Origin of the sequence: Nocardia shimofusensis NBRC 100134 (assembly GCF_001613125.1) — a bacterium.
Lineage (GTDB): Bacteria > Actinomycetota > Actinomycetes > Mycobacteriales > Mycobacteriaceae > Nocardia > Nocardia shimofusensis.
Window position 1 is genome coordinate 175,141 of record NZ_BDBT01000003.1, and the last position, 21,011, is coordinate 196,151.

The 21,011-nt window shown below is 64.7% G+C and carries 14 protein-coding genes; 10 read left to right on the forward strand and 4 right to left on the reverse strand.

The genetic code is table 11. The features are described from left to right. Positions 1 to 56: 56 nt before the first annotated feature. Positions 57 to 419 (reverse strand): helix-turn-helix domain-containing protein, encoded by a 363-nt coding sequence (locus NS3_RS30485; protein WP_169811593.1) that lies wholly within the window; start codon positions 417 to 419, stop codon positions 57 to 59. A gap of 131 nt (positions 420 to 550) precedes the next feature. Next, positions 551 to 2,029 (reverse strand): Ea47 family protein, encoded by a 1,479-nt coding sequence (locus tag NS3_RS04560; RefSeq protein WP_157101165.1) that lies wholly within the window; start codon positions 2,027 to 2,029, stop codon positions 551 to 553. 281 nt (positions 2,030 to 2,310) lie between these two features. Here NS3_RS04560 and NS3_RS04565 point away from each other — a divergent pair, with 281 nt between their 5' ends. From NS3_RS04565 to NS3_RS04595, 6 genes are all read left to right on the forward strand, one after another. Further along, positions 2,311 to 2,994 carry a hypothetical protein gene (locus NS3_RS04565; RefSeq protein ID WP_157101166.1) on the forward strand — a complete coding sequence of 228 codons (684 nt, stop codon included), beginning with the start codon at positions 2,311 to 2,313 and terminating at the stop codon, positions 2,992 to 2,994. A gap of 60 nt (positions 2,995 to 3,054) precedes the next feature. Continuing rightward, the gene (locus NS3_RS04570; RefSeq protein WP_067853990.1) at positions 3,055 to 4,284 is read left to right on the forward strand and encodes an ImmA/IrrE family metallo-endopeptidase; all 1,230 of its coding nucleotides are present in this window, start codon (positions 3,055 to 3,057) and stop codon (positions 4,282 to 4,284) included. Positions 4,285 to 4,610: 326 nt separating this feature from the next. Further along, positions 4,611 to 6,455, forward strand: a complete 1,845-nt coding sequence (locus tag NS3_RS28880) for an ATP-dependent nuclease (RefSeq protein WP_218018188.1) — start codon at positions 4,611 to 4,613, stop codon at positions 6,453 to 6,455. Then, entirely contained in the window at positions 6,452 to 8,170 is a 1,719-nt protein-coding gene (locus tag NS3_RS04585) for a UvrD-helicase domain-containing protein (RefSeq protein ID WP_084495037.1), read from the forward strand. The genes NS3_RS28880 and NS3_RS04585 overlap by 4 nt, the downstream gene beginning before the upstream one ends. A 1,218-nt stretch (positions 8,171 to 9,388) precedes the next feature. Next, on the forward strand, positions 9,389 to 13,666 hold the full coding sequence (gene mobF / locus NS3_RS04590; RefSeq protein ID WP_084495067.1) for a MobF family relaxase: 4,278 nt from the start codon (positions 9,389 to 9,391) through the stop codon (positions 13,664 to 13,666). Between the two features lie 212 nt (positions 13,667 to 13,878). After that, on the forward strand, positions 13,879 to 14,586 hold the full coding sequence (locus tag NS3_RS04595) for a 2'-5' RNA ligase family protein (RefSeq protein ID WP_067854004.1): 708 nt from the start codon (positions 13,879 to 13,881) through the stop codon (positions 14,584 to 14,586). On the opposite strand, the gene NS3_RS04600 is transcribed toward NS3_RS04595, so the two are convergent. Then, on the reverse strand, positions 14,583 to 15,875 hold the full coding sequence (locus NS3_RS04600; protein ID WP_157101168.1) for a helix-turn-helix domain-containing protein: 1,293 nt from the start codon (positions 15,873 to 15,875) through the stop codon (positions 14,583 to 14,585). The two genes, NS3_RS04595 and NS3_RS04600, sit on opposite strands and share 4 nt — an antisense overlap. Before the next feature lie 231 nt (positions 15,876 to 16,106). On the opposite strand from NS3_RS04600, the gene NS3_RS04605 reads away from it, so the two are divergent. After that, positions 16,107 to 16,733: an HAD family hydrolase gene (locus NS3_RS04605; RefSeq protein ID WP_245649463.1), complete on the forward strand. Its 627-nt coding sequence runs from the start codon at positions 16,107 to 16,109 to the stop codon at positions 16,731 to 16,733. On the opposite strand, the gene NS3_RS04610 is transcribed toward NS3_RS04605, so the two are convergent. After that, a complete protein-coding gene (locus NS3_RS04610; RefSeq protein WP_157101169.1) occupies positions 16,730 to 17,908 on the reverse strand; it encodes a helix-turn-helix domain-containing protein in 1,179 nt (392 codons plus the stop codon). The genes NS3_RS04605 and NS3_RS04610 overlap by 4 nt on opposite strands. Positions 17,909 to 18,188: 280 nt before the next feature. Here NS3_RS04610 and NS3_RS04615 point away from each other — a divergent pair, with 280 nt between their 5' ends. The 3 genes from NS3_RS04615 to NS3_RS04625 are packed head-to-tail and all read left to right on the forward strand — an operon-like array spanning position 18,189 to position 21,011. After that, positions 18,189 to 19,478: a cytochrome P450 gene (locus NS3_RS04615; RefSeq protein ID WP_067854013.1), complete on the forward strand. Its 1,290-nt coding sequence runs from the start codon at positions 18,189 to 18,191 to the stop codon at positions 19,476 to 19,478. Further along, complete coding sequence (locus NS3_RS04620; RefSeq protein ID WP_067854016.1) at positions 19,475 to 20,761, forward strand: cytochrome P450 family protein; 1,287 nt, start codon at positions 19,475 to 19,477, stop codon at positions 20,759 to 20,761. Before NS3_RS04615 ends, NS3_RS04620 begins: the two co-directional genes overlap by 4 nt. After that, complete coding sequence (locus NS3_RS04625) at positions 20,751 to 21,011, forward strand: hypothetical protein (protein WP_067854019.1); 261 nt, start codon at positions 20,751 to 20,753, stop codon at positions 21,009 to 21,011. The genes NS3_RS04620 and NS3_RS04625 overlap by 11 nt, the downstream gene beginning before the upstream one ends.

The window sequence follows — 21,011 nt, forward strand, 5'->3', positions numbered from 1 at the left end:
CGCGGCGCGTAGCCACACGTACCGATCGCTGTCCAGCCGATACGTGGCGTTCGACTTCATCCTGGCGCTCTGACCTCACATCGCTGAGAGGGCGCCAGCTGCTTGTCCGGCCGGAGGGGCAATGACGGGCTCCGTCGTCCGGTCCACGGTGAGCGAGAGTCGTTCATCGGTGTGTGTGCAGGTTGCAGCGTATCCGGCCAGGGTGCGGTGGCCCAGGGCGGAAGGTCTGGGGTGGCGATAAATCGGTGCCGCCACTTCGCCACAGTCATCGCTGTCACCCCGACCGCCGCGGCAACGTGCGCGTTCGCTGCACCGGGTTCCGCGCACGCCAGCACGATCCGGCACCGCAACGCATACGCGTGCGTCGATGTCGCCACCCACGCACTCCGGACCAGTTCCCGCCGCTGCGCCTGCGACACCGTCAACTCCCGACCGCAGCCTCCCTGTCGTCGCTACGGCCGAATCCTACTCGTAAGAAACGTATTTCAGGCGCATGGCACTAGCCGGGCAGGCAAGGTGACGGCCCTATCCTGCTCGTCGTCAGCGGCATTCAGCGGCGCTGCGCTCGCCAGAACTCGCTGCCGATTAGAGGTGGCGCATCGCACCCCCATGCCTCTCGCGTCGGGGTGAGCAGTCCTACCAGGCCCGCCGGCTGCGGTTCTCCGACCTCTACGCGCCGCGCGGGAGGAAGTCCGTCCAGCACCCGGAAGGGCAGCAGCCGCCCCGCTACCACGCCGGAGCGTGCGGCTGCACTGACGAACACCGCTTCACTCCTTTCAGGGTGAAGTTCCGGTGGTAGATAATCTCCGTCAGGGGTGACACGCGCCCGCGCGACCCACGCTTCGTTGATCATGACGACCGCATCAGCGTCTAGTTCCAGAGCAGTTTGTGCTACCTCGCTCGCTACAGCCTGCTTGCCGTGCACATCGGCGGCCATGTGCAGTCGACTTCCCACCATTACACCTCGGCGGAAGTAATGTGTGAACCATCCGTGATCCTGGCCAGACTGCAGAATACCGACAGCCAGCTTCGCGTAGAGGCTTACGAGAGCGTTCAGTTGATCTACCTTCTGCAAGCCGCCTAGCGCCTCGACCGAGAACTTCGGCGCCTCCCCGTACGGCTTCTCCAAGGCCAGAAATCTCCGGACTTCTGGATCGGATTCAATGCGATGGCTCCTGAATTCGGTGATAACGCTTCCATCGGAAAAGCGGCGCCGAGTTGTCCGAATCGAGCGGCTCGAGACCATACAGGGAAGCCTTCCGCCAAGAGGATACTCGTCGATTTCCTCGACATTTGCCAGCCTGGACTCGGTATCATCGAGTACCGAATATGACACGATGGCAGGGATGTACCCGAGGAGCTTGTGACAGTTCATCACCAACTCGCGAAGCCGACCGTAAGCGTGCGATAGCACGGTGAGAAGCTCGTGGTCCGGCATATCGTCGGCAACCCAGCGACGTTCGAACAAGACACTCGCTCGCTGCCTGGCCATCATCGACATCTTCGTCTCGTTCAAAGCAGACATCACCTCGTCTACTGTGAGCTCAACAGGCGCTTCGGTGGTCGACTTCGCTGCGGCGACATAGTCTGCGCGCAGAAACTCTTCCCACGAGCGACGCTCCGAGTTCGCGGCGGCCGCCTCCTCCTCGTAGTTGACGACCAGGTGCACCATCATCCGAGAATGAGTCTTCAAGTCACCTTGCTTCACTACCTTATTTCGCGAGTCGACGATCCAGCGAAGGATTCGGTCAGCTCTCATCTTCGCCTGTTCGGACGGATACCACGAGTCGAAGTCCGGGATTTGAGATTTCGCGCTCTGGAGGACGAAGGTTACATTCCGGAGCGCTTGGATCGCGGAGTTCAAGGCATCCCGAAAATCATCGGGGTCGAGGTAGGACTCGCCACACTCGTGCCAACGTCGATGAGCTTCGCGCAAGCGGGACTCAGCAGCTTCGAGCGGACAGCCGTCCGGGCACGCCCTGTACTCATACTCACACCATGAAGCTGGCTTGATCAGGATTTCCTCCACGGGGGAACCATAGGACGCAATGAGGTCCGCGAGCAACGACTTTCGCGCGCATCTCGGACCCGCCTTCGAATGACAGGACGTGTCGCTTCTTCCGCAATTGCCAGCCCCTCGAAGCACGTCTTCGCTGAGCGCCGTCAAGCTGACCGGGACCGACGCCCGAGAGCGACCTGAGCCGCCGAGGCCCCCGGTCGCCCCGGATCGGCGCGCAACGAGCAAGTATCACTGTCCACCGCAGCGAAAGACACATTGCGAAGTAGGTCGATCCATGAAATATTTCATGGATGAACCTACAGCCTCAGCTACTTGTGGACTCCCTGGTTCGCGAGCATGAGTCGGCGCTGGCGCGTTTGCATGCCGACCTGCACGAGGCAGTGCTCGAATCTGCCACCCGATGGGCCGACCGGTTCACCGACCCCGCCGATCTCGGTGGTCAGACGCGATGTGTGACCGTGCGCCAAACCTTGCTGCACATGGACGAGTGCAGGCCGACTGATTCCGGCGCTTCGCTGATCATGTCCACCGGACCTGGCATGTCGGTTGTCCTGCGTGACAGACACGGCCACCGAGTGCGGGTTCGCAAGTACCCGACCGATAACTTCGGGACCAGGCTGCGGGTGGTCATGACTCCGCCACCAGGTCAGCGCGAGACCGCGGCCGAAGGCCAGCAGCTCGTTCTCGACGAGGGCCAGGAGCACCCGGTTTTCGATCCGGCCACGACAGCCGGGAAGTTCGACCTGTTCATCCTGTGGTGGCTCGACAGCGAACAGCTCGGACTCGCGGGAGCCGAACTGGCCGCCGTGGTCGAGATCGACGACGCGAAGATGGTGCGGATACTCGCCAGCTGCCCCTTGCCTGCGCCGACACCCCGCACTTCCACGACCGATACCGAGACCGACCCACTGCTGGTCGACGACTTCGACGAGTTCGACGAAGATGGTGAACAGACCGGTGACGCCCCTGCCTGATCACCAATCGGGCGGGTCGCCGCAGCGGCCGATCGGCGATCTTGTTGAATCGACGATGCGATGACAACAGTCGATGTGTACGGACTCCGGATACGGCAGGCGCGGGTGCTGCGCCGAATGACCAGCAAGGCAGTGATGGCTGAGCTGGGATGGAAGGGCGCCCGGCAAACCCGGCTCGAGCAAGCCCAGCAGACCACACTCGACGCGGCGGAGGCCGAGAAGCTGGCTCACGTGCTCCGGTTCTCTACGTCGTTTCTCACCACACCGCCACGCTCCCGGGTCAGCGCGAGCGATCTGCTCTTCCGCGCGCCGCGGTCGACGAGCGCGGGCGAAAAGGAGTACCTGGCCCAGTTCGCCGCGGTGGCCGGCGACTTCCTCGACGAACTCGATGGCCGATGGCCTCTGCCCCCGGTCAAAGTACCGTCCCTCGACAGCAGCACGGCAACCGCCCTCGCTGCGGCGCAAGTGCGGCAGCGGCTCGGCGTCGAGACCGACGCCCCGATCCCCTACCTGACCTACGAACTCGAGCGAGCAGGCGTACCCGTGATCATGCGCGTCCGCCACCGCAAATCCACCAACTCACTCAGTTGGACCCCCGGAGACGACGACTCCGGCCTGAGCGAGAAGCATCTGGGCTACTCGACCCGCGTCGGCGAGTACAGCGAGCGCCCGTTGGTCGTCGTACGCACCAGCGAGTCCTGGGAACGCACCCGATGGACCATCGCCCACGAGATCGGGCACCTCACGCTCCATTCCCGGGCACCGGAGATCAGCGCCGAGGCAGAACTGCAGGCATCGCTCTTTGCCTCGGAACTGCTGGCACCTGCCCGCGCAATCGCTCCTGAATTGCCGAAGGTGCCCTCCCTGCTCAACCTGGTACCGCTCAAGCTCAAGTGGGGGATCTCGATCGGAGCCTTGATCCGGCATCTCGAATCCTCCGGGCTGATCGACACCAACCGATACGAAATGTTGAGCAGGCAGCTCTACACCCGCATCAATCCCGATACCGGACACACCTGGGGCAGAACCGAACCCGGCTGGGACGCACGGCAAATCGAACGTCCCCGTCTCCTCGCACGATGGGTGGAGCGCTGCTACGGCGCGACTTCGGCAACGATGCTCGCATCCCAGCAACTCATCTGGCCCCAGGACCTCATCGAAGACTTCCTCGCAGGCCAACGCTCAGCACCGAACCGGACCCCATTCACCCCCCGCGAATCCCAGCCGCTTCACACCGAGACATCGGTGATCGTCGCAACCGACAGATTCCGCGAGCGTCGACGCGCCTGAGAAATTCCGATCTGCCTCCCGCACAACGAACTACGGCTACGACGGGCGACGGTACGGTGCGACGAGAAGGCGGGGTCTTCCACGACCGAGGGGCGCCTTCGCGACGATTCCACTCCTACGAGTACATAGATAGGTGGGGCAGACCACGATCATCCACTCATGCACCAGTTCCGTGCAACGTTCGGCATGCGATCGAGACCCCGGTGGCGAAGCCTGCCTCCGAGTACGAGAGACTACCTCGCCGCAACTGCTTGCGGCGGTGGGATGCGGCGCTCTGTTCCGGCCGGCAAAGGACAGCGGGGGTACACGTGTTTGTTTCCGAAATCGTGACGAGCAACTTCCGGTCGTGCCGTGAGGTTCGCGTGCCACTTCGTGCTGGGGTCACCGTTCTGGCCGGCGAGAACAACGCGGGCAAGACAACGGTGATCGATGCTCTACGCCACCTGACCGACGCGCTGGACGGCCGACGAGGACCCGCGCTGGCGGAAGGCGACGTGCACGACGGTAGCGGGCCCGACGACCAGGTGCGATTGGAGGCGAAACTCGCCGGGATCGGCCCTGAGCAGTCCGGCACCTACTACGAGGCCCTTCTGCCCGGTGCCGGTCCTGACGGTGAGCGCTCGGCTCACTGGTCGTTGACCTACACCCGGCCCGAATTGGGTCGTCGCCGTGGTACGACGGTGTGGCACCAGGGACAGGGGCGTGAGGTTGCGGGCGAGCCTGCCATCCGGACGGCAGTCCGCCACGTCCACTTTCCGGCATTGCGTGACGCAGTTCGGGACATGGGCGTCGCGGGCGGTGCTCGAATCCGAGTAATGCTGGAGGCATTGCTCGGGGCGCGAGAGCAGGTCGATGCGTTCGTCGATCGTGCAGGCGGAATTCTCACCAGTCTGGCAGAAGACCCAACCATGAAGGCGGTGAGCAAGGCCGTCAATGCACCGTTAGGGGCCATTACCTCCGGCGCTCATCATCAACAGGCTGGGTTGTCGGTGACCGACCCCAGCCTGGCCGCGATCTCGCGTGCGCTACGGATGCTGCTCGGTGACGCCGAGCTCCCGCTCACCGCCTCTATCGACATTTCCGGGCTGGGCTACGCGAACGCCCTGTACATCGCGACGGTCCTCGCCGAACTCGATACCGCCCGCGAAGCGGATCTGACCCTGCTTCTGGTCGAAGAACCCGAAGCGCATCTCCACCCTCAGCTGCAGATGCTGTTGCTGCGTTACCTCAAGCGCCGCACAGAAGAGTCACGCAAGCGAATCGCGGACGATCCAGCACAGCCGGCCGGTCATATCCAGGTCGTGTTGACCACCCATTCACCGACGTTGTCTGCAGCAGTGAGCATTCAGGACCTGGTGGTGATGACACGCACTCCTCGGCAGGAAGGCGCGGGCTGGCAGGCTCGTCCCATCGCCGTCGCCGAGATGGGCTTGGCCCCCAAACAGATCAAGCAACTCGACCGGTATCTCGATGTAACCAAGAGCGCGATGCTCTACGCAGCGCGAACGATTCTGGTCGAAGGGCTCTCGGAGGCCTTGTTGCTGCCGGCGATGGCCGATCTCGTGCTCGCCGCACCCCTACAGGCGGACTCGGAGCAGCGGGCGGCGGCGAGGGAATCGACCGACCGGTTTCACGGTTCGACGGTGATCCTCGTCGATGGGGTGGATTTCGACCCTTACCTGAAAGTCTTGCTGACGCCGGTCAGGAGCGCCCGTATCGGTCAGCGCATCGCTGTCATCACCGATACCGACACCTCAACCAAGGGCGAGGAGCCATCACGCGTCGGGAAGGCCCGTGCTCTGGCCCGACAGACCGGTGCAGACGCAGATGTCCTAAGCATCTTTCTGGCCCAGCACACGTTCGAGCCGACGCTGATGTGCCCGCAGAATATGGAACTGCTGCATGCAGCGTTCAAGGAGTGCGCTCCGAACTCCGAGCATCGATGGAAACCAATCATCGATGCCGAGGTCACGCAGCGACCTGAACTCTTCCGGCTTCTGTTCGTGCGCAGCGACAAGGATTCTGCGGCCCAAGGAACGGCGATCTCGAAGGCCGAATTCGCCCACGCCCTCGCTGATCGCCTTACCCCTGGTTGCGGATTCGTTGTGCCCGACAATCTCGTACAAGCGATCCGCTACATCGCCGGTCCCGTCCAGACCGATAGCCAGTGACGTCCGCCGTCGAGCGCACCCGTGACGCTCAAGAGCGAGCGATCTCAGCACCAGCACCGCTGTTCATCCGCGCCTGCCCCGGTGCCGGCAAGACCCATGTCGTCGTGACCCGGCATCTGCGTGCTCCAGCCCATTCCCTACGCAGAGGCCGTGCCCTGCTCTCGTTCACCCGAGCAGCTGCCACACAGATGCGCAGTCGCTGCCACCGCGAGGGGCGCCCGGAGGCAACCGCCTTCCCGCACTACATCGGGACCCTGGACGCCTTCATCTGGGACATCCTCGTCGAGCCGCACCATCCGGCCGGCTCCCCGCTGCAGCGACTCGACAGCTGGGACCGAGTCCAAGCTGAAGTGAAGCTCGACCGCCAGATACCGCTGAGCACGTTCACATTTCAACGGAACACCCAGACCGGGCGCGACTCGATCCGGCGAGATCTGATGAAAGACGAGTACCAACGGCTCATCGAAAGCAGTCGTTTCCCGTGGGAGGTCTGGGAGAATTCAGCGCTCAAAGAGCGCAAGGCACAGTACGAATCCGGTTACGTGACCGGTCACGAAATTCGTCACCTTGCGTTCAAATACCTGGCTCTCGGCCAAGAAGTCGAGGATCCACTGCGTTCGCGGTTCGCCGAGATCGTCGTGGACGAGGCACAGGACTGCTCGGTGACCGACCTCGAAATTCTCGATCGACTTCACAACACCGGCATCCCGATCGTCGTGGTCGCCGACCCGGATCAGATGATCTACGGATGGCGCGATGCGGACCTCCGCCAACTGTCAGCGCTCACCGAGAAGCTGGGTCAGACCGTGGAACTCATCGGCAACTGGCGCAGCTCGACCACGGTATGCCGTCTCGCTGCCACGTTGCGGGACGGAAGCAGGCCGCCCGATCCGGCAATCCGGCCCCCGGTACCCGAACCACCGGTCATCCTGCTGCCCACAGATTTCCCCAAGGGCCGGCAGGCTCGGCACACGACCAGCCGACAGGCCGTCGTCGATGTGTTCCTCAGCCACGCTCAGAATTACGGGATCCTCCCGGAGGACTGTCTGATCACTTCCTACAAGAAGACCCACCTACCGACCCGAAGACGCCAGCCAGCAGGCAACCCGGCCGCACAGTTGGCCTTCGCCCGGCAGGTGATCCACTCTGGCACCGCCGACCCCGATCTCCTCGACAGTGCGCTGCTGATCGCAGGGCGACGCCTCCTGCGGTACTGGTACCCGGATGTGGCTGCCCGGGGCAGCCTGCACACTCGATGTGAAAGGGCTGGCATCGCGCACAGCGACCTCATCCGCTATGCCTACGCATTCCTGTTCTCCCTTCCCGCAGCGGGCGCCAGCTGGCTCAGCGATGTCAACACCAAACTGAAGACATCGCCACGCCCATCGACTGCAAGACCGAAAGGCACCACAGGGCAGCTGCGCAGCAGACCCGATACAGCGAGCCCCTCTGGAGACCCAGGCGGACAGCATCGTGTTGCCAACATTGCCCAGGTCAAGGGTGACGAGCACCTCGCCGTGCTTCTGCTCCTGCCCGACAGTGACACCAGCACCCGCTGGATCAGTGGTCACCCGGCAACGGACGAACTACTGCGCAACTGGTACGTCGCAGTCACCCGCGCGCAGAAATTGGTCGCCATCGCTACCAGAGCGAACCAGATCCAGCAACTGTCTGAATACCTCGACACACAGCAAATCCCAACCCTTGTCTATTGACCGGGGGCTGGCGCACGGATAGGTGGCAGGTCAGATCAAATCGACGGGTCGGCGGTTTACGAGCTGCCCGTCGCTCTTCGAATTCCAGTGCCCGGGGGACGACCGCCCGGCCAGGTGCCGCACTGACATGCGGAAGACGATCCGCACGCGCGCGGGGCCGACCGCGTTTCCTTGGGGAACCCTTCGCACAGCGGCGGACCGTTTCACCCACGCGGGACGGTATATCTCACCGAGTTGGATCTCTGCCGTTCTGCCGTCGTGTTCCTGCGCACCGAACTTCCGCGCGACGAGTCGATCGGCGCGGCAGGCCGCCACCCACAGCAGGCACGAGCCCTGCACGACCGCGTCGTGACGCCGCCGCGAACACCGGACCGATCTGGCGGCTGATCACCCGATGGATGGCCGCCAACCTCGATCAGCCTGCCCTACTCGCCGCGCATCCACACAACGGGCACGCCGTGCTTCGGCGCTTGGGGCCGGACAGCGCATCGGACGCTGCGACGCCTGCACCCGCAACGGCGTCGTCCATGCCGACAACTACTGCACCAGCTGCCGCATCGACCTCGGACTCGTCCCCACCAGCCGCACGACAGCAGCCGCCTGACCCTGCTCGAGTCCTTCGTCCCCTGTTCCCCGGTCCGCCGCGGTGCCGACTCCCCGCGGGGGACCGGTCCACCACTGCCCTCAACGACAGGAGCGCCACCGTGACTGCCAACAACCTCCACGCAGCACCCACGGCCACACCCTCGCCGCCCTGACACTCGACCCCGACACCACCCCGCTCAAGGCAGCCCGCGCGAGGCCACGGTCCTGACCGGCCCGCGTCATCACCGAGCGCCTGCGCGCATGACCGCATTAGGGAACGGACCACGCCCGCCGGTCCACTACTTCCCACTTCCCAGACACACTTCCCCTATCGCTCCCACAAGCGCCCCTTCCTCCACTCCCTCTTCCCCTCCTCCACACGGCCACCCTCCGCAACCTCCCCTCCACGCCCCACCCCTGCTCTTTCCCACTCTCCTCAAGCACACCTCTTGCATCCAGGCGCGTTTCCCGGACTATCGCCGGAAAGGCGACATCAGCCAACCCCCCTCGACAACTCGATACCCCCACCGGTTCAGGCACGGTTCGGTTACGTCCTGGGGTTTTGCACGTTCACCGATAAATTGGCCGATCCGCCCCCTCGACAATCCGGGTTTCGTAGTGCTGTATGGATTCATGACCGCGACGATCCACAAAGTCGTCGCAGGGAACGGCTACGAGTACTACCTGCGAAATATCGCGGCACACGACACCGATACCCGCGGCCGATCCTCCCTGTCCGACTACTACTCCGCCCACGGCGAAGCCCCCGGCCGCTGGCATGGCACCGGCCTGACCTCACTCGGCATCAACGACGGCGCGGAAGTGACCGAGTCACAGATGAACTCGCTGCTCGGCCTGGGCCGCCACCCCAACGCCGAAAGCATCGAAGACACCGTGTTCGCCCGCGAATCCGCAGCCGGGAAGACACCGAAGCAGGCCAACGATGCCGCCGACCGAGCCTCCCGGTTGGGCAATCCTTATCGCATCTACACCGCGAATTCCGATTTCCGGAAACGCTGCGCCGACGCCTACTTCGCACACAATATCGAACACGCGAAACCTCGAAATGCACTTATTTCCGCCGAGGATCGGGCACGGATTCGTACGCGCGTCGCGTTCGATATGTTCACCGACGAGTACTCCCGGCCACCTCGAGACACGCGCGAGTTGTCGGGGTGGATCGCCAAGAACTCGCGCCCGACCACGACCGCGGTGGCCGGGTTCGATATCACTTTCAGTCCCGTCAAATCGGTCTCGGCCCTCTGGGCATTGGCACCCAGAGACGTGTCAGCCAGGATCGAGTCCGCCCACCAGGCCGCCGTTCACGACGCGCTGCGCTGGTTGGAGGACAACGGGACCCACACGCGTCTGGGCCGCAACGGCATCCGCCAAGTCGACGTCGAGGGGATCGTCGCCGCATGTTTCACCCACCGCGACAGCCGCGCCGGGGACCCAGACCTGCACACCCACGTCGTCATCGCCAACCGAGTCCGCGCCGCCGACGGTCGCTGGCGCACCCTCGACGGCGCCTCCCTCTACCGGGTGGTCGTCACCGTCAGCGAGATCTACAACACCCGACTCGAACACCACCTCGAAGAAGCCGTCGGCGTGGAGTTCGTCGAACGCCCCGGCCTCGATCCGTCCAAACGCCCCATCCGCGAAATCGCCGGCATCCCGACGCAGTTGATCACGGCGTGGTCGCGACGCGAAACCGCCATCCAAGACCGCCTCGGCGAGCTCACCGCAACGTTCCAACAAGACCACGGCCGCGAACCGATCCCGAAAGAAGTACGCGATCTCGCGCAGCAGGCGACCCTGGAAACCCGCCCGCCCAAGCACCAACTCCGCTCGTTCGCCGAGCAACGCCACGCCTGGCGACAAGAGGCGGTCGAACTGCTGGGAGACCGTGACGCGCTCGCTCGAGTCCTGGCAGCCGCGTTCGATCCAGTACGTACACCACGGATTCAGCCCACCACGAAATGGATCGCGCGCACGGCCGACCGGGTGGTCCGGACCGTCGCCGAGCACCGATCCACTTGGCGATCGGCCAATGTACGCGCCGAGATCGAACGCCACCTCCGCGGCCATATCAAGGCCATCGACTGGGAACGGACCGCTGAGGCGGTACTCGTCGCAGCGCTGTCGCCGTCTCGGTCGATCCCGCGTGGTGACCCCGATGTCGCCGACGAACCCGAACTCGCCACCATCCCGGTCTCGTTGCGGCGCCGCGACAACAGCAGCGTCTACAGCCCCGCAGGTTCCCGCCTCTACACGTCAGCTCGAATTCTCGCTGCCGAAGACGCACTCATCGACCTGGCCGTACAACCCGGAGGTCGCCGACTCGAACTCGCGCTCGTGGCCGATGCGATCCGCGACTACGACGCCGCCAACCCCGACCGTTGCCTGAATATCGGCCAACGCACAGTGATCGAGGGATTCGCGACTTCCGGACTGCGCCTACACACCGCCGACGCACCCGCCGGAACCGGTAAAACCACCGCAGTCGCGGTACTGGCCGCCGCATGGCGTGCCAGCGGCGGCACGGTGCTGGGACTCGCACCCACCGCCGCCGCGGCCGCTGTCCTGAGCACGTCGATCGGCACACGCTGCGAGACCGTCGACAAGCTCCTCACCATCATCGACCACCACACGCCGACACCGAACGAGGCACAACCAGACCGCGATCTGTCGTCCCCGCTGCCGCAGTGGGTCCTCGACATCGACGCCGACACCGTCGTGATCGTCGACGAACACGTCCAACTCGGCACCCTGCGACGACTCGAACTGTTCCGGTTCCTCGCCGACCGCGGCGCGACGATCCGCTGCCTCGGCGACACCCAGCAACTGCCCTCCATCGACGCCGGCGGCGTCGAAGCCGACATCACCGACTCCGCACCCGAACAGCAACTCACCCTCACCCAGGTCGTGCGGTTCGCCTCCACCGCCGAAGCCCGCGCGAGTTTGATGCTGCGCGACGGCGACCCCGCCGCCCTCGGCTGGTACCTCGACAACCAGCGCATCCACGCCGGGCACACCGGCACCACCCGCGACGACGCCTACACAGCGTGGTTTACCGACCGCGCGAAGGGGGCGGACAGCATCATGCTCGCCGCCAACCACGACACCGTCACGGCCCTGAACGAACGCGCGAGAACCGACCGAATCCGCCGAGACGGCGAACTGAGCGGCGCGACGGTGAAGCTCTCCGACGGCCTGGTCGCGAGTGCGGGAGACACCATCCGCACCCGCAGAAACAACCCGAAGTTGCGTCTCGGTGTCCGAGATTGGGTGCGCAACGGCTACGTCTGGACCGTCGAAACGGTGCATTCCGACGGCAGCATCACCGCCCGACGGCACACAACCACCGGCGCGCGAGTACGTCTTCCAGCCGACTACGTGGCACAATTCGTGCGCCTCGGCTACGCGACAACGATCGATTCCGCGCAAGGAATCACCGCGGATTCCTGCCACGTCGTCCTCACCGGCCGCGAATCCCGACAACAGATGTACGTCGCAGTGACCCGCGGCGTACACGCCAACCACGTCTACGTCCCGACCGCGCTGAGCGGGGACGAAACGTCCTTCTACACCGAACCCGCGGTCTATCCGCGCACCGCAGTCGAACATGTTGTGCGGATTCTGGGCCGGGACGGAGCACAGAAATCCGCGCACACACAGCTGCGCGACGCACTCGATCCGTTCCAGCGCCTCGGACGCGCACTCGACATCTACCTCGACACACTCGGCGTCGCCGCCGAAAACGCCCTCGGCCCGACCAAGCTGGCGCGCCTGGATGCGGTCGCCGAATCCCTGCACCCAGGGTTGACCGACTGCCCGGCGTACCCGGTGTTGCGGCACCAGCTGGCGATGCTGTCGGCATCCGGAACCGACCCGATCACCGAACTACGCGCCGCGGCCGCTGCCCGCGAACTCGACACCGCCGACGACCCGGCCGCGGTCCTGTCCTGGCGCCTGGACCCCAGCGGCGGTGCACAATCCACCGGAACCGGACCCCTGCCGTGGACACCCGCCATCCCTTCCACCCTCGCGTCCGACAGCACCCAAACCTCGGCGCGAGCACAAATCGTGAGCGAACTCGCCACCCGGATCCGACACGACACCACCGAATGGACCTCGACCACCGCACCCCCATGGGCACGACCACTCCTGTCCACAGACCCCGACCTGGTCGCAGAACTCGCGGTCTGGCGGACCGCCCTGCACATCGATGACACCGACCCACGCCCCACCGGCCCCCGCCGCTACCCCGTCCTCGAACGCACACATCAACGCCACCTCGACACCCGCATCAACGACGCACTCGGCGATACCCAACGCGCAGCCACACGGTGGGCCGACACCCTGCGCGCGATCGAACCCCGCATTCTCGCCGACCCATACTGGCCGGTGATCGCAGACCGAATCGATACCGCCGCGCGTGCGGGCATCGACATCGCGGCCCGTCTCACCGACGCCGCCGCACTGCGGCCGCTACCCGACGACCTGCCCGCCGCCGCACTCTGGTCGAGGCTGGAAATGGACCCCAGCACACTCGACAACGCCCACCACCGCTCCACCGATCCGGACCAAGGCGACAACGTCGACGGCAACGACCGCATCCATCAAGACGCGGACACCGCGATCATCGACTGCTCGCCAGCCGCGCCAACGGACTCCCGATCCGACCGCCACACCAGCGAGCCGGACCGCTCATCCACCACGCGGGAATCACCCGGCCGGCGAGTAGATGACGAGTCGATTACCGACATCCTCACGGCAGACGAAGTGATCCACGCCGCGATCGGCACCCTCGACGACATGCATTACGACGCGAACGCCGCCGAATACGGCGACGCCGACACTGAATTCGAAGAGCAATGGCACGCCTCTGATCCTGGCTACGGACTGTAAGGAGAGGCATCGTCAGCCCGTGGTCCGAGAGAACCCCACCCCTTGCTGAACTGGCAGGAGGTGAATCACCGGGGGCGAACACCATCACACGCAGCAGCAGCCCGGCAATCGTGGCCTGGACTGTGTGCAGAGCATGACACCCGAACCAGGTCCTTCACTTCGCTGGCTTTGTCCGGCGCAGAGATCGATCGTGGAACGTAAACTCGCCACCGATGAGGGCAATATCGAAGAGTCCGTTTCCGGCGCTGCCACCCGCGTCCATCTCCGATGCCGCAGCGATCCGTGACAACGACTGGGCCGCCTTCCGTCAACTGGAGCGAGTCGACGATCACTGGACCCTGAAACCCTGGGCACCAGGACAGTCCGGCTTCTACTGGTATCTGACCTTCGATGCCCCGGCATTGATCGAGCTCGCCGCCCGATGCCAGAAGGAACTCGCCGACGACGGCATCGACCCCGTGCCCCTCGACGGACTCCATCTCACACTCCTGAAAGCGGGAGAATCTCCAGACCTGTCCGGGGCACAGATATCGACCATCACCGAGGCCGCGCGCCGGCATCTCACCGAGGTTTCCCCGTTCGATCTTCACATCGGCCCGCTGGCAGGGTCTCGCAGTGCGCTGCGATTCTCGGTCACACCGTGGGACGACCTGCTCGCACTCCACCGCGCCCTTCGCGAAGCCACCGCCGCAGCGCGCCCCCACACCGCACTGTCGGAGACCACTCAATTCCGCCCACACCTGGGAATCGGCTACATCAATACACCGCAATCCGCGATGCAGCTCATCGACGACGTCGCCACACTGCGTGACCTCCCACCGGTCACCGTGCCGGTGACCAAGGTTCGATTGGTGCAACTACGCCGTGAGAACAGGTGCTATCGCTGGACAGACCAGGCTGTCGTGGCACTCGGTACCTAGCCGGGAGGCGCGGCAAATTCTCGTGCTGTCGTGCTCCATTCACGCAAGGTGGCCACGTAATCGGCGGATGCCCGCGCGGGGATCGGTCCGATGAGGTCACCGAGTTCGTGGGCGCGCTGCCAAACCGACCGGATAGGACGATCGCTCGACGCCGCCAACGCCTCGACGCCGAGGCTCACCGCCTGCTCGACATCGCAGCGCTCACCGGCCGCCAACGCCGCAGCCATATCGATGCGGACCAACGAACGACTCCACACCGAATCGGACTCGTTGACACGTTCCTCCACGCGCCGACCGTAGTCGAGAGTGCGAGCGTGATCACCGACCGATAAGAACGCGGTAGCCGCATTGGCCATCAGACGCGCCTCACCGTAGGGAGCGAAGTCCAACGCAGGAGTCAACCCCGCGCCGGTACTGAACCGGGCCGCTGCCGCAGTGGCCGCGTCGATCGCAGCGGCGACACCGTCGCGATCACCGACCTTGCCGAGCGCGCGTGCGAGTCCATTGGAGTACAGCCGGATCGACTGTGGTCCCTCCTTCGCCAAGTCGAGGCCCTCGTATGCCGCCCGGACAGCAGCGGCGTAATCGTGCTGGTAATAGGCACAGAAACTCTCAGTCCCCTTCACCCAAGCCTGCAATTCACTGTCCTCGAGCAACCCGCCCAGCGCGAAGGCTTCGCGGCAGTACATGCGTGCGTGCCCGAACCGTCCACGGTTCACCGCCATGTACCCAAGGACAGCGGACAGCCGTGCAGCGATCGCATACAACTCCTTCAGCTGCACGGGGTGGCGGCGCTGGCCGAGCAACCCCTCGACCTGGCGGCGCGCCTTCACCACCGACGGCGCCAATCGCTGTGGCCCCTCCAGCTCGTAGCAATCGATGACGTCATCGATCGTCAACGACAGGATGTCGAACGTATCCCTGTCCGCATCCAACTCGGCCAGACTGCGCACCCGGGCGGCGATCTCGGTCGATGACTCGAACGGCTCGGTCGCGACCGGGTGAACCATATTCACCGCACCGGTCAATTCGGTCTGGAACCGGGCCCGCTCGGAGTCGGTCAGGCGATGCAGGAGGGTGTCCATGGCCGCGGCGTATCTGCCTGCCAGCTCAATGGTTTCGCGTCGGCCTTCCCACTTGCGCACCACTGCCACCGTGAAGCCGAGGGTCTCGGCGAACTCCTGCTGAGTGATGCGCAGCGCCGCGGTGCGAAGTGCGCGCACCTCGATACCTGTCCACTTGGTAACGATCATCGGAGCCGCCCCGTGTTCGACGTTCGTCTGTGCCACGAGCGTAGATGTTCCGTGGTAACCGCGAGGCCTCGAGCATCGATCTGGCGACCAGAGTTGACCGTAACGTCGGCGACGAGGACATACCATGAACGCTTGGCACCGGGTGACCGCGATCCCTACCCACCAAACGAGAAACCCCCACCTCATGCAGGCGAAAGCAACGAGGCTGCTGCACGATGAGGTGAGGCAGACCATCCGCGAGGTTAGAGTTGACCGGTGATCCGGTCTGTGGTGCTCGATGTCGGTGAGACACTGCTCGATGACACTCGTGAGTTCGGCGCCTGGGCGGACTGGATCGGCGTACCGCGTCACACGTTCTCGGCGGTGCTCGGCGCGGTGACTGCGCAAGGCCGGAACAACGCCGAGACCTTCCAGTACTTTCGTCCCGGCTTCGACCTGGAGCGGGAACGACAACGCAGGGAGGACGCCGGGCGCGGCGAACAGATCGACGAACAAGACCTCTACACCGACGTGCGACCAAGCTTGGCCGCCCTCCGAGAACGCGGAGTGTGGGTCGGAATCGCGGGGAACCAGACCGCCCGAGCCGCAGCACTGATCAGAGCCCTCGGACTTCCGTGCGACGCCGTCGCGACTTCCGGTGAATGGGGTGTGGCGAAGCCAGATCCGGCGTTCTTCGACCGCGTGGCGGAATTCGCGCCCGGAACCCGGGACAAGATTGTCTACGTCGGTGACCATCGCGACAACGATGTGATTCCGGCCCGCGCGGCTGGCTTCAAGACTGCGCTGATCCGCCGGGGGCCCTGGGGACATCTGTGGGCGGACGAGGTCCGCGAGAACCGCGCTGCCGACTGGGTGATCGACTCACTGATCGATCTGATTTCGGTTCTGGACTAGCAACTCAATCGCTCGACCATCTCTTTGACGTAAGGGTGCGCGTGAGTGTGCTGAGGCGCGACGGCCTCGGCCATCCGGAGAGCGGCTCGCGCGTCATCGCGCTGCCGGGTCTGCATGTAAGCCCGCGCGGCATCGATGTAGAAGTGTGATCGCCGCTCGGCCGGAATCTTCTCGGGCGGTGCCCAACTGCGTGCGGCGGATATCGCCGCACCGACGTCGCCCAATTCCACACCGAGTGAAAGTTCGTGAATCCTGACCGAGCCTGGGCCGAAAACCGTTCCCAGATAGACGTTTTCGGTCACACGTCGCGCCACCTGAGCAGCTTCGTTCAGGTGTGCTCGCGCGACGTCGGAGCGGAACTCTCTGGCTGCCACGACAGCTGCACGCATGTGAATCGATCCATAGGTGGCCGCGTCTCGCTCGGATCGTGTGGGATCGATGGCCTCGGCGGCACGTTCCAACAACCGACGACCGATCGCCAACTGACCGTTCGCGAAGAACGTTTCGGTTCGAACATATGCGGCGGTGGCGACCAGCAAATCGTCGTCGGACTCCGTGGCCGCGTGGTGCATCATTCCGATGATCCGAGCAGACAGGTCCAAATACCCGAACTTGTCGGCGATGGCGTCAGCGGCTCGATAGGCATGAACAAGGAGACTCGCGATCTCGGCGGCGGCCGATCCCGTGCACATGAAGCGGGCGCGGTGCAAGTCTGTCAGTAGCGCTGGAAGTTCGCAGGCGAGATGCACGTAGTTGGAGTTGACACGGTCGTGGATCGCGATCCCTACCGCACGACGCAACTGGTCAGCGGGACGCACAGGACCGTCGTCCGGCAGATCAGCGGAATCGAGCACCCGACGCAGTTCCTGGAGCCGGGAGACTACCGCGGCGATGACCTCGTCGGATCGGCGAGACAGCAACGGCTGTGCAGACAAGGCCGCCTGGAAGCGAGCCAGTTGGTGCTCCTCGAGGCGGGCCAGCAAGGTATCCATCGCCTCCGCGAACTCGCCGGCGAGGGTGATCGTAGAACCCCTGCCTTCCCATTTCCGCACTACTGCCACGGAGAATCCTGTCATCTCCGCAAGCGCGGGTTGGGTGCAGCGAAGAGCGTATGTGCGCAGCGCGCGCACCTCGACTCCCGTCCACTTCGTCACGATCATGACGATCCGCCCCATCCGTAGGTCATAGCCCGTAGGTGCAGCGTAGAGGTTCCGTAGCAGTCACGTCGCTTCAATGGCTGCCACCTCCACGCAACGATCAAATCAGCCCCGCCGCCGGGTTGATTCCGTGCCCGCATCGGATCCTCGGCGGCGGGTGCTCACCACACCGAGAAGAGGGGCGACCCATGCAACTCGTTGCGCGAGTCATCAACGAAAACCCGATGTTAGGCCTGGTCGGGCGGGAGAAGAGCCTTCCGACCGTCTGCACGTCCTCGCCGGTGACAGGACCCACTCCATGAGCACCACTTCATGCGAAGCGTCCCGTCGCGCGGTCAGGGACAGCTCGCCCTTTGATACCGGTACTGAGTTGCGTGTTCCGCTCTATACCGCCGAATTCGCCTCCGCGCCTATGGCCGCCTACGCCCGGATGCGTGAGGAGTTCGGTTCGTTGGTGCCGGTCTGGCTGGCTCCAGGGGTTCCGGCGACGTTGGTGATCGGCTATTGGACTGCGCTGCGGATCTTGAACGATCCCGAGCATTTCCCCGCCGATCCCTCCCTGTGGCAGCGCGGCATTCCGGCCGGGTGCCCTGTGCTGCCGATGATGCAGAAGCGACCGAATGCGCTGCGCAGCAGCGGTATCGAACACGCCCGCTACCGGGCGGCCAATGTCGATGCCCTCGGCCGGGTGGACCTGATCGCGTTGCATGCGGTGGTCGAGCGCAGCGCCGTTGGGTTGATCAACGGGTTCAGCGCCCGAGGGCGGGCCGATCTGCTCGGCGACTACGCGTTCCCGCTGGTGTTCGAGGTGATCAGTGCATTGATCGGCTGCGATCCCGATATCAGCGAGCAAGCCGCGAACGGTATGGCGATGATGTTCGACACCACCGCCGACGCGGTCGAAGGCAACCAACTCGCGGTGGCCGCACTCACCGAGCTCGTCGCCCGAAAACGCTTGCGACCGGCCCAAGACGTCACCTCATGGTTGTTGGCCCATCCGGCTGGGCTGAACGACGAGGAGACGGTGCATCAGCTCTTCACCCTGTACGCGGCGGCCACCGAACCGCTGACGAATCTGATCGTCAACACGGTGTCGCTGATGATGACCCGCCCCGACTTCGGGGGCAGGGTCGTCGATGGCGCGGTCTCGACCCGCGACGCCCTCACCCATGTGTTGTTCCGTGACCCGCCGCTGGCGAACTTCTGCATGACCTACCCGCGTCAACCGCAACTCATCGACGAAAAGGTCTGGGTGCCAGCACATCAACCGATCGTGATCAGCCTGGCCGCCTGCAACAACGACCCAGGCGTCCTAGGCGGCAACATCTACGGCAACGAATCCCACCTCGGACTGGGTGCCGGCCCGCATCGCTGCCCGGCCCGCACACAGGCGGAGCTGATCGCGGGGGACGCGATCGATCAGCTTCTCGACGCCCTGCCCGAGATCGAATTGGCAGTTCCTGTCGACGAGTTGAGGTGGCGGCCGGGACCGTTTCATCGGTCTTTGGAAGCCCTGCCGGTGGTTTTTGCTGCTGTTCCGTCACTGTCCGTTCCACCCGCTCGCGCAACGATAGGCAACCCGCGATGACCGATCTGCAACCCACCCACGCCTCCATACCTGGCCCTGCTTCTGCTCCGGTCGTACTGGATGTCACCGGCACCGACATCCCCGGCGAAGCCATCACACTGCGCGATCGAGGACCGCTGGTACCGGTGGTACTGCCCGGCGACATCCACGCCTGGGCGGTCACCGACCCCGAAGTGCTCAAGGCACTGTTCACCGACTGGCGAGTGTCCAAAGACGCCCACCAGCACTGGCCGACCTTCCGCACCGGTGGTGTGCCTTCGGATTGGCCGTTGATCACGTGGGTGTCGGTGCGCAACATGTTCACCGCTTACGGCAAAGACCACCAACGCCTGCGCAAACTCATCGGCCCGGCCTTCACCCCACGCCGGGTCACCGCCCTGCGCCCGCAGATCACGATGATCATCCGCAGGCTCCTCGACGACCTCGCCACCCGCCCCGACGGGCAGGTGATCGACCTGCGCGAGGACTACGCCACCCAAGTACCCCTACGCGTGATCACCACCCTGATGGGCGTCCCGCAAGACCTCCAGACACGGTTGCGAGTGTGTGTCGACGAGATCTTCTCCACCACTCCCCAGCGCGATCCGCAGGACACGTTCACCGAGCTGGTCGCCACCTTGACCACGCTGGTGCAGCGGCGTCGGGCCGAGCCGGGTGAGGACATGACAAGCCTGCTCATCAACCACCGCGACAATAACGACCGGCTCACCGAGGAAGAGTTGGTGCACACCTTGTTGCTGGTGATCAGCGCCGGATACGAGACAACGGTCAACCTGATCGACCAGGCCGTCTACCAGGTGCTGACCCGACCCGGACTGCTGGGACAGCTGCGGACCGGCACCGCCACCTGGTCGCAGTTGATCGAAGAAACATTGCGATATACGCCGCCGGTGGCGAACCTTCCGCTGCGTTACGCGATCACCGACATCGACATCGCCGACACCCACATCAAGGCAGGAGAGGCGATCATCGCCGCGATCGCCGCAGCCAACCGCAACCCCAACCGGCACGACCCCAACCCCGACGCGTTCGACCCGGCCCGCCCGAACACCGAACACCTGTCTTTCGGATACGGACCACATCACTGCCTGGGGGCAGCTCTGGCTCGCCTGGAGGCCACCGAAGCCCTGCCCGCACTGTTCGGACGCTTCCCCGAACTCACCCTCGCTGTCGAGACAGACGAGCTGAAACCGTTGCCCAGCTTCATCTCCCACGGACACCAGTCCCTGCCCATCTACCTGGACAGGCCCCACGGCATCGAAGGGGGATGCCGTGGGGCCTGACACCGCCCGACAGATATCCCCGCCCGCCGGCTTGGTCGTCCCGATCGGCTACGCGCCCAGCCTCCGCGAGGCCTGGACCGCCGCCGAGCGTCGCCACGACAACCCGCACTGGCCCGTGCGCTCACCCGCCGACGCCGCGAACGCGCTACTACTCCACGGCGAATGCCCCTGGCACTGCTCCACCCGCGTCGCCGCACTGATCGTCAGCTGCAACGACTACCAGTACTTCCGCGACCGGACCAAGGAGTGA

Excerpts from the sequence above, each read along its gene's own strand:
- NS3_RS04565 (WP_157101166.1), top strand. The coding sequence starts at position 2,311 with ATGAACCTACAGCCTCAGCTACTTGTGGACTCCCTGGTTCGCGAGCAT.
- NS3_RS04570 (WP_067853990.1), top strand. The coding sequence starts at position 3,055 with ATGACAACAGTCGATGTGTACGGACTCCGGATACGGCAGGCGCGGGTG.
- mobF (WP_084495067.1), top strand. The coding sequence starts at position 9,389 with ATGACCGCGACGATCCACAAAGTCGTCGCAGGGAACGGCTACGAGTAC.
- NS3_RS04595 (WP_067854004.1), top strand. The coding sequence starts at position 13,879 with ATGAGGGCAATATCGAAGAGTCCGTTTCCGGCGCTGCCACCCGCGTCC.
- NS3_RS04610 (WP_157101169.1), bottom strand. The coding sequence starts at position 17,908 with ATGGGGCGGATCGTCATGATCGTGACGAAGTGGACGGGAGTCGAGGTG.
- NS3_RS04615 (WP_067854013.1), top strand. The coding sequence starts at position 18,189 with ATGAGCACCACTTCATGCGAAGCGTCCCGTCGCGCGGTCAGGGACAGC.
- NS3_RS04620 (WP_067854016.1), top strand. The coding sequence starts at position 19,475 with ATGACCGATCTGCAACCCACCCACGCCTCCATACCTGGCCCTGCTTCT.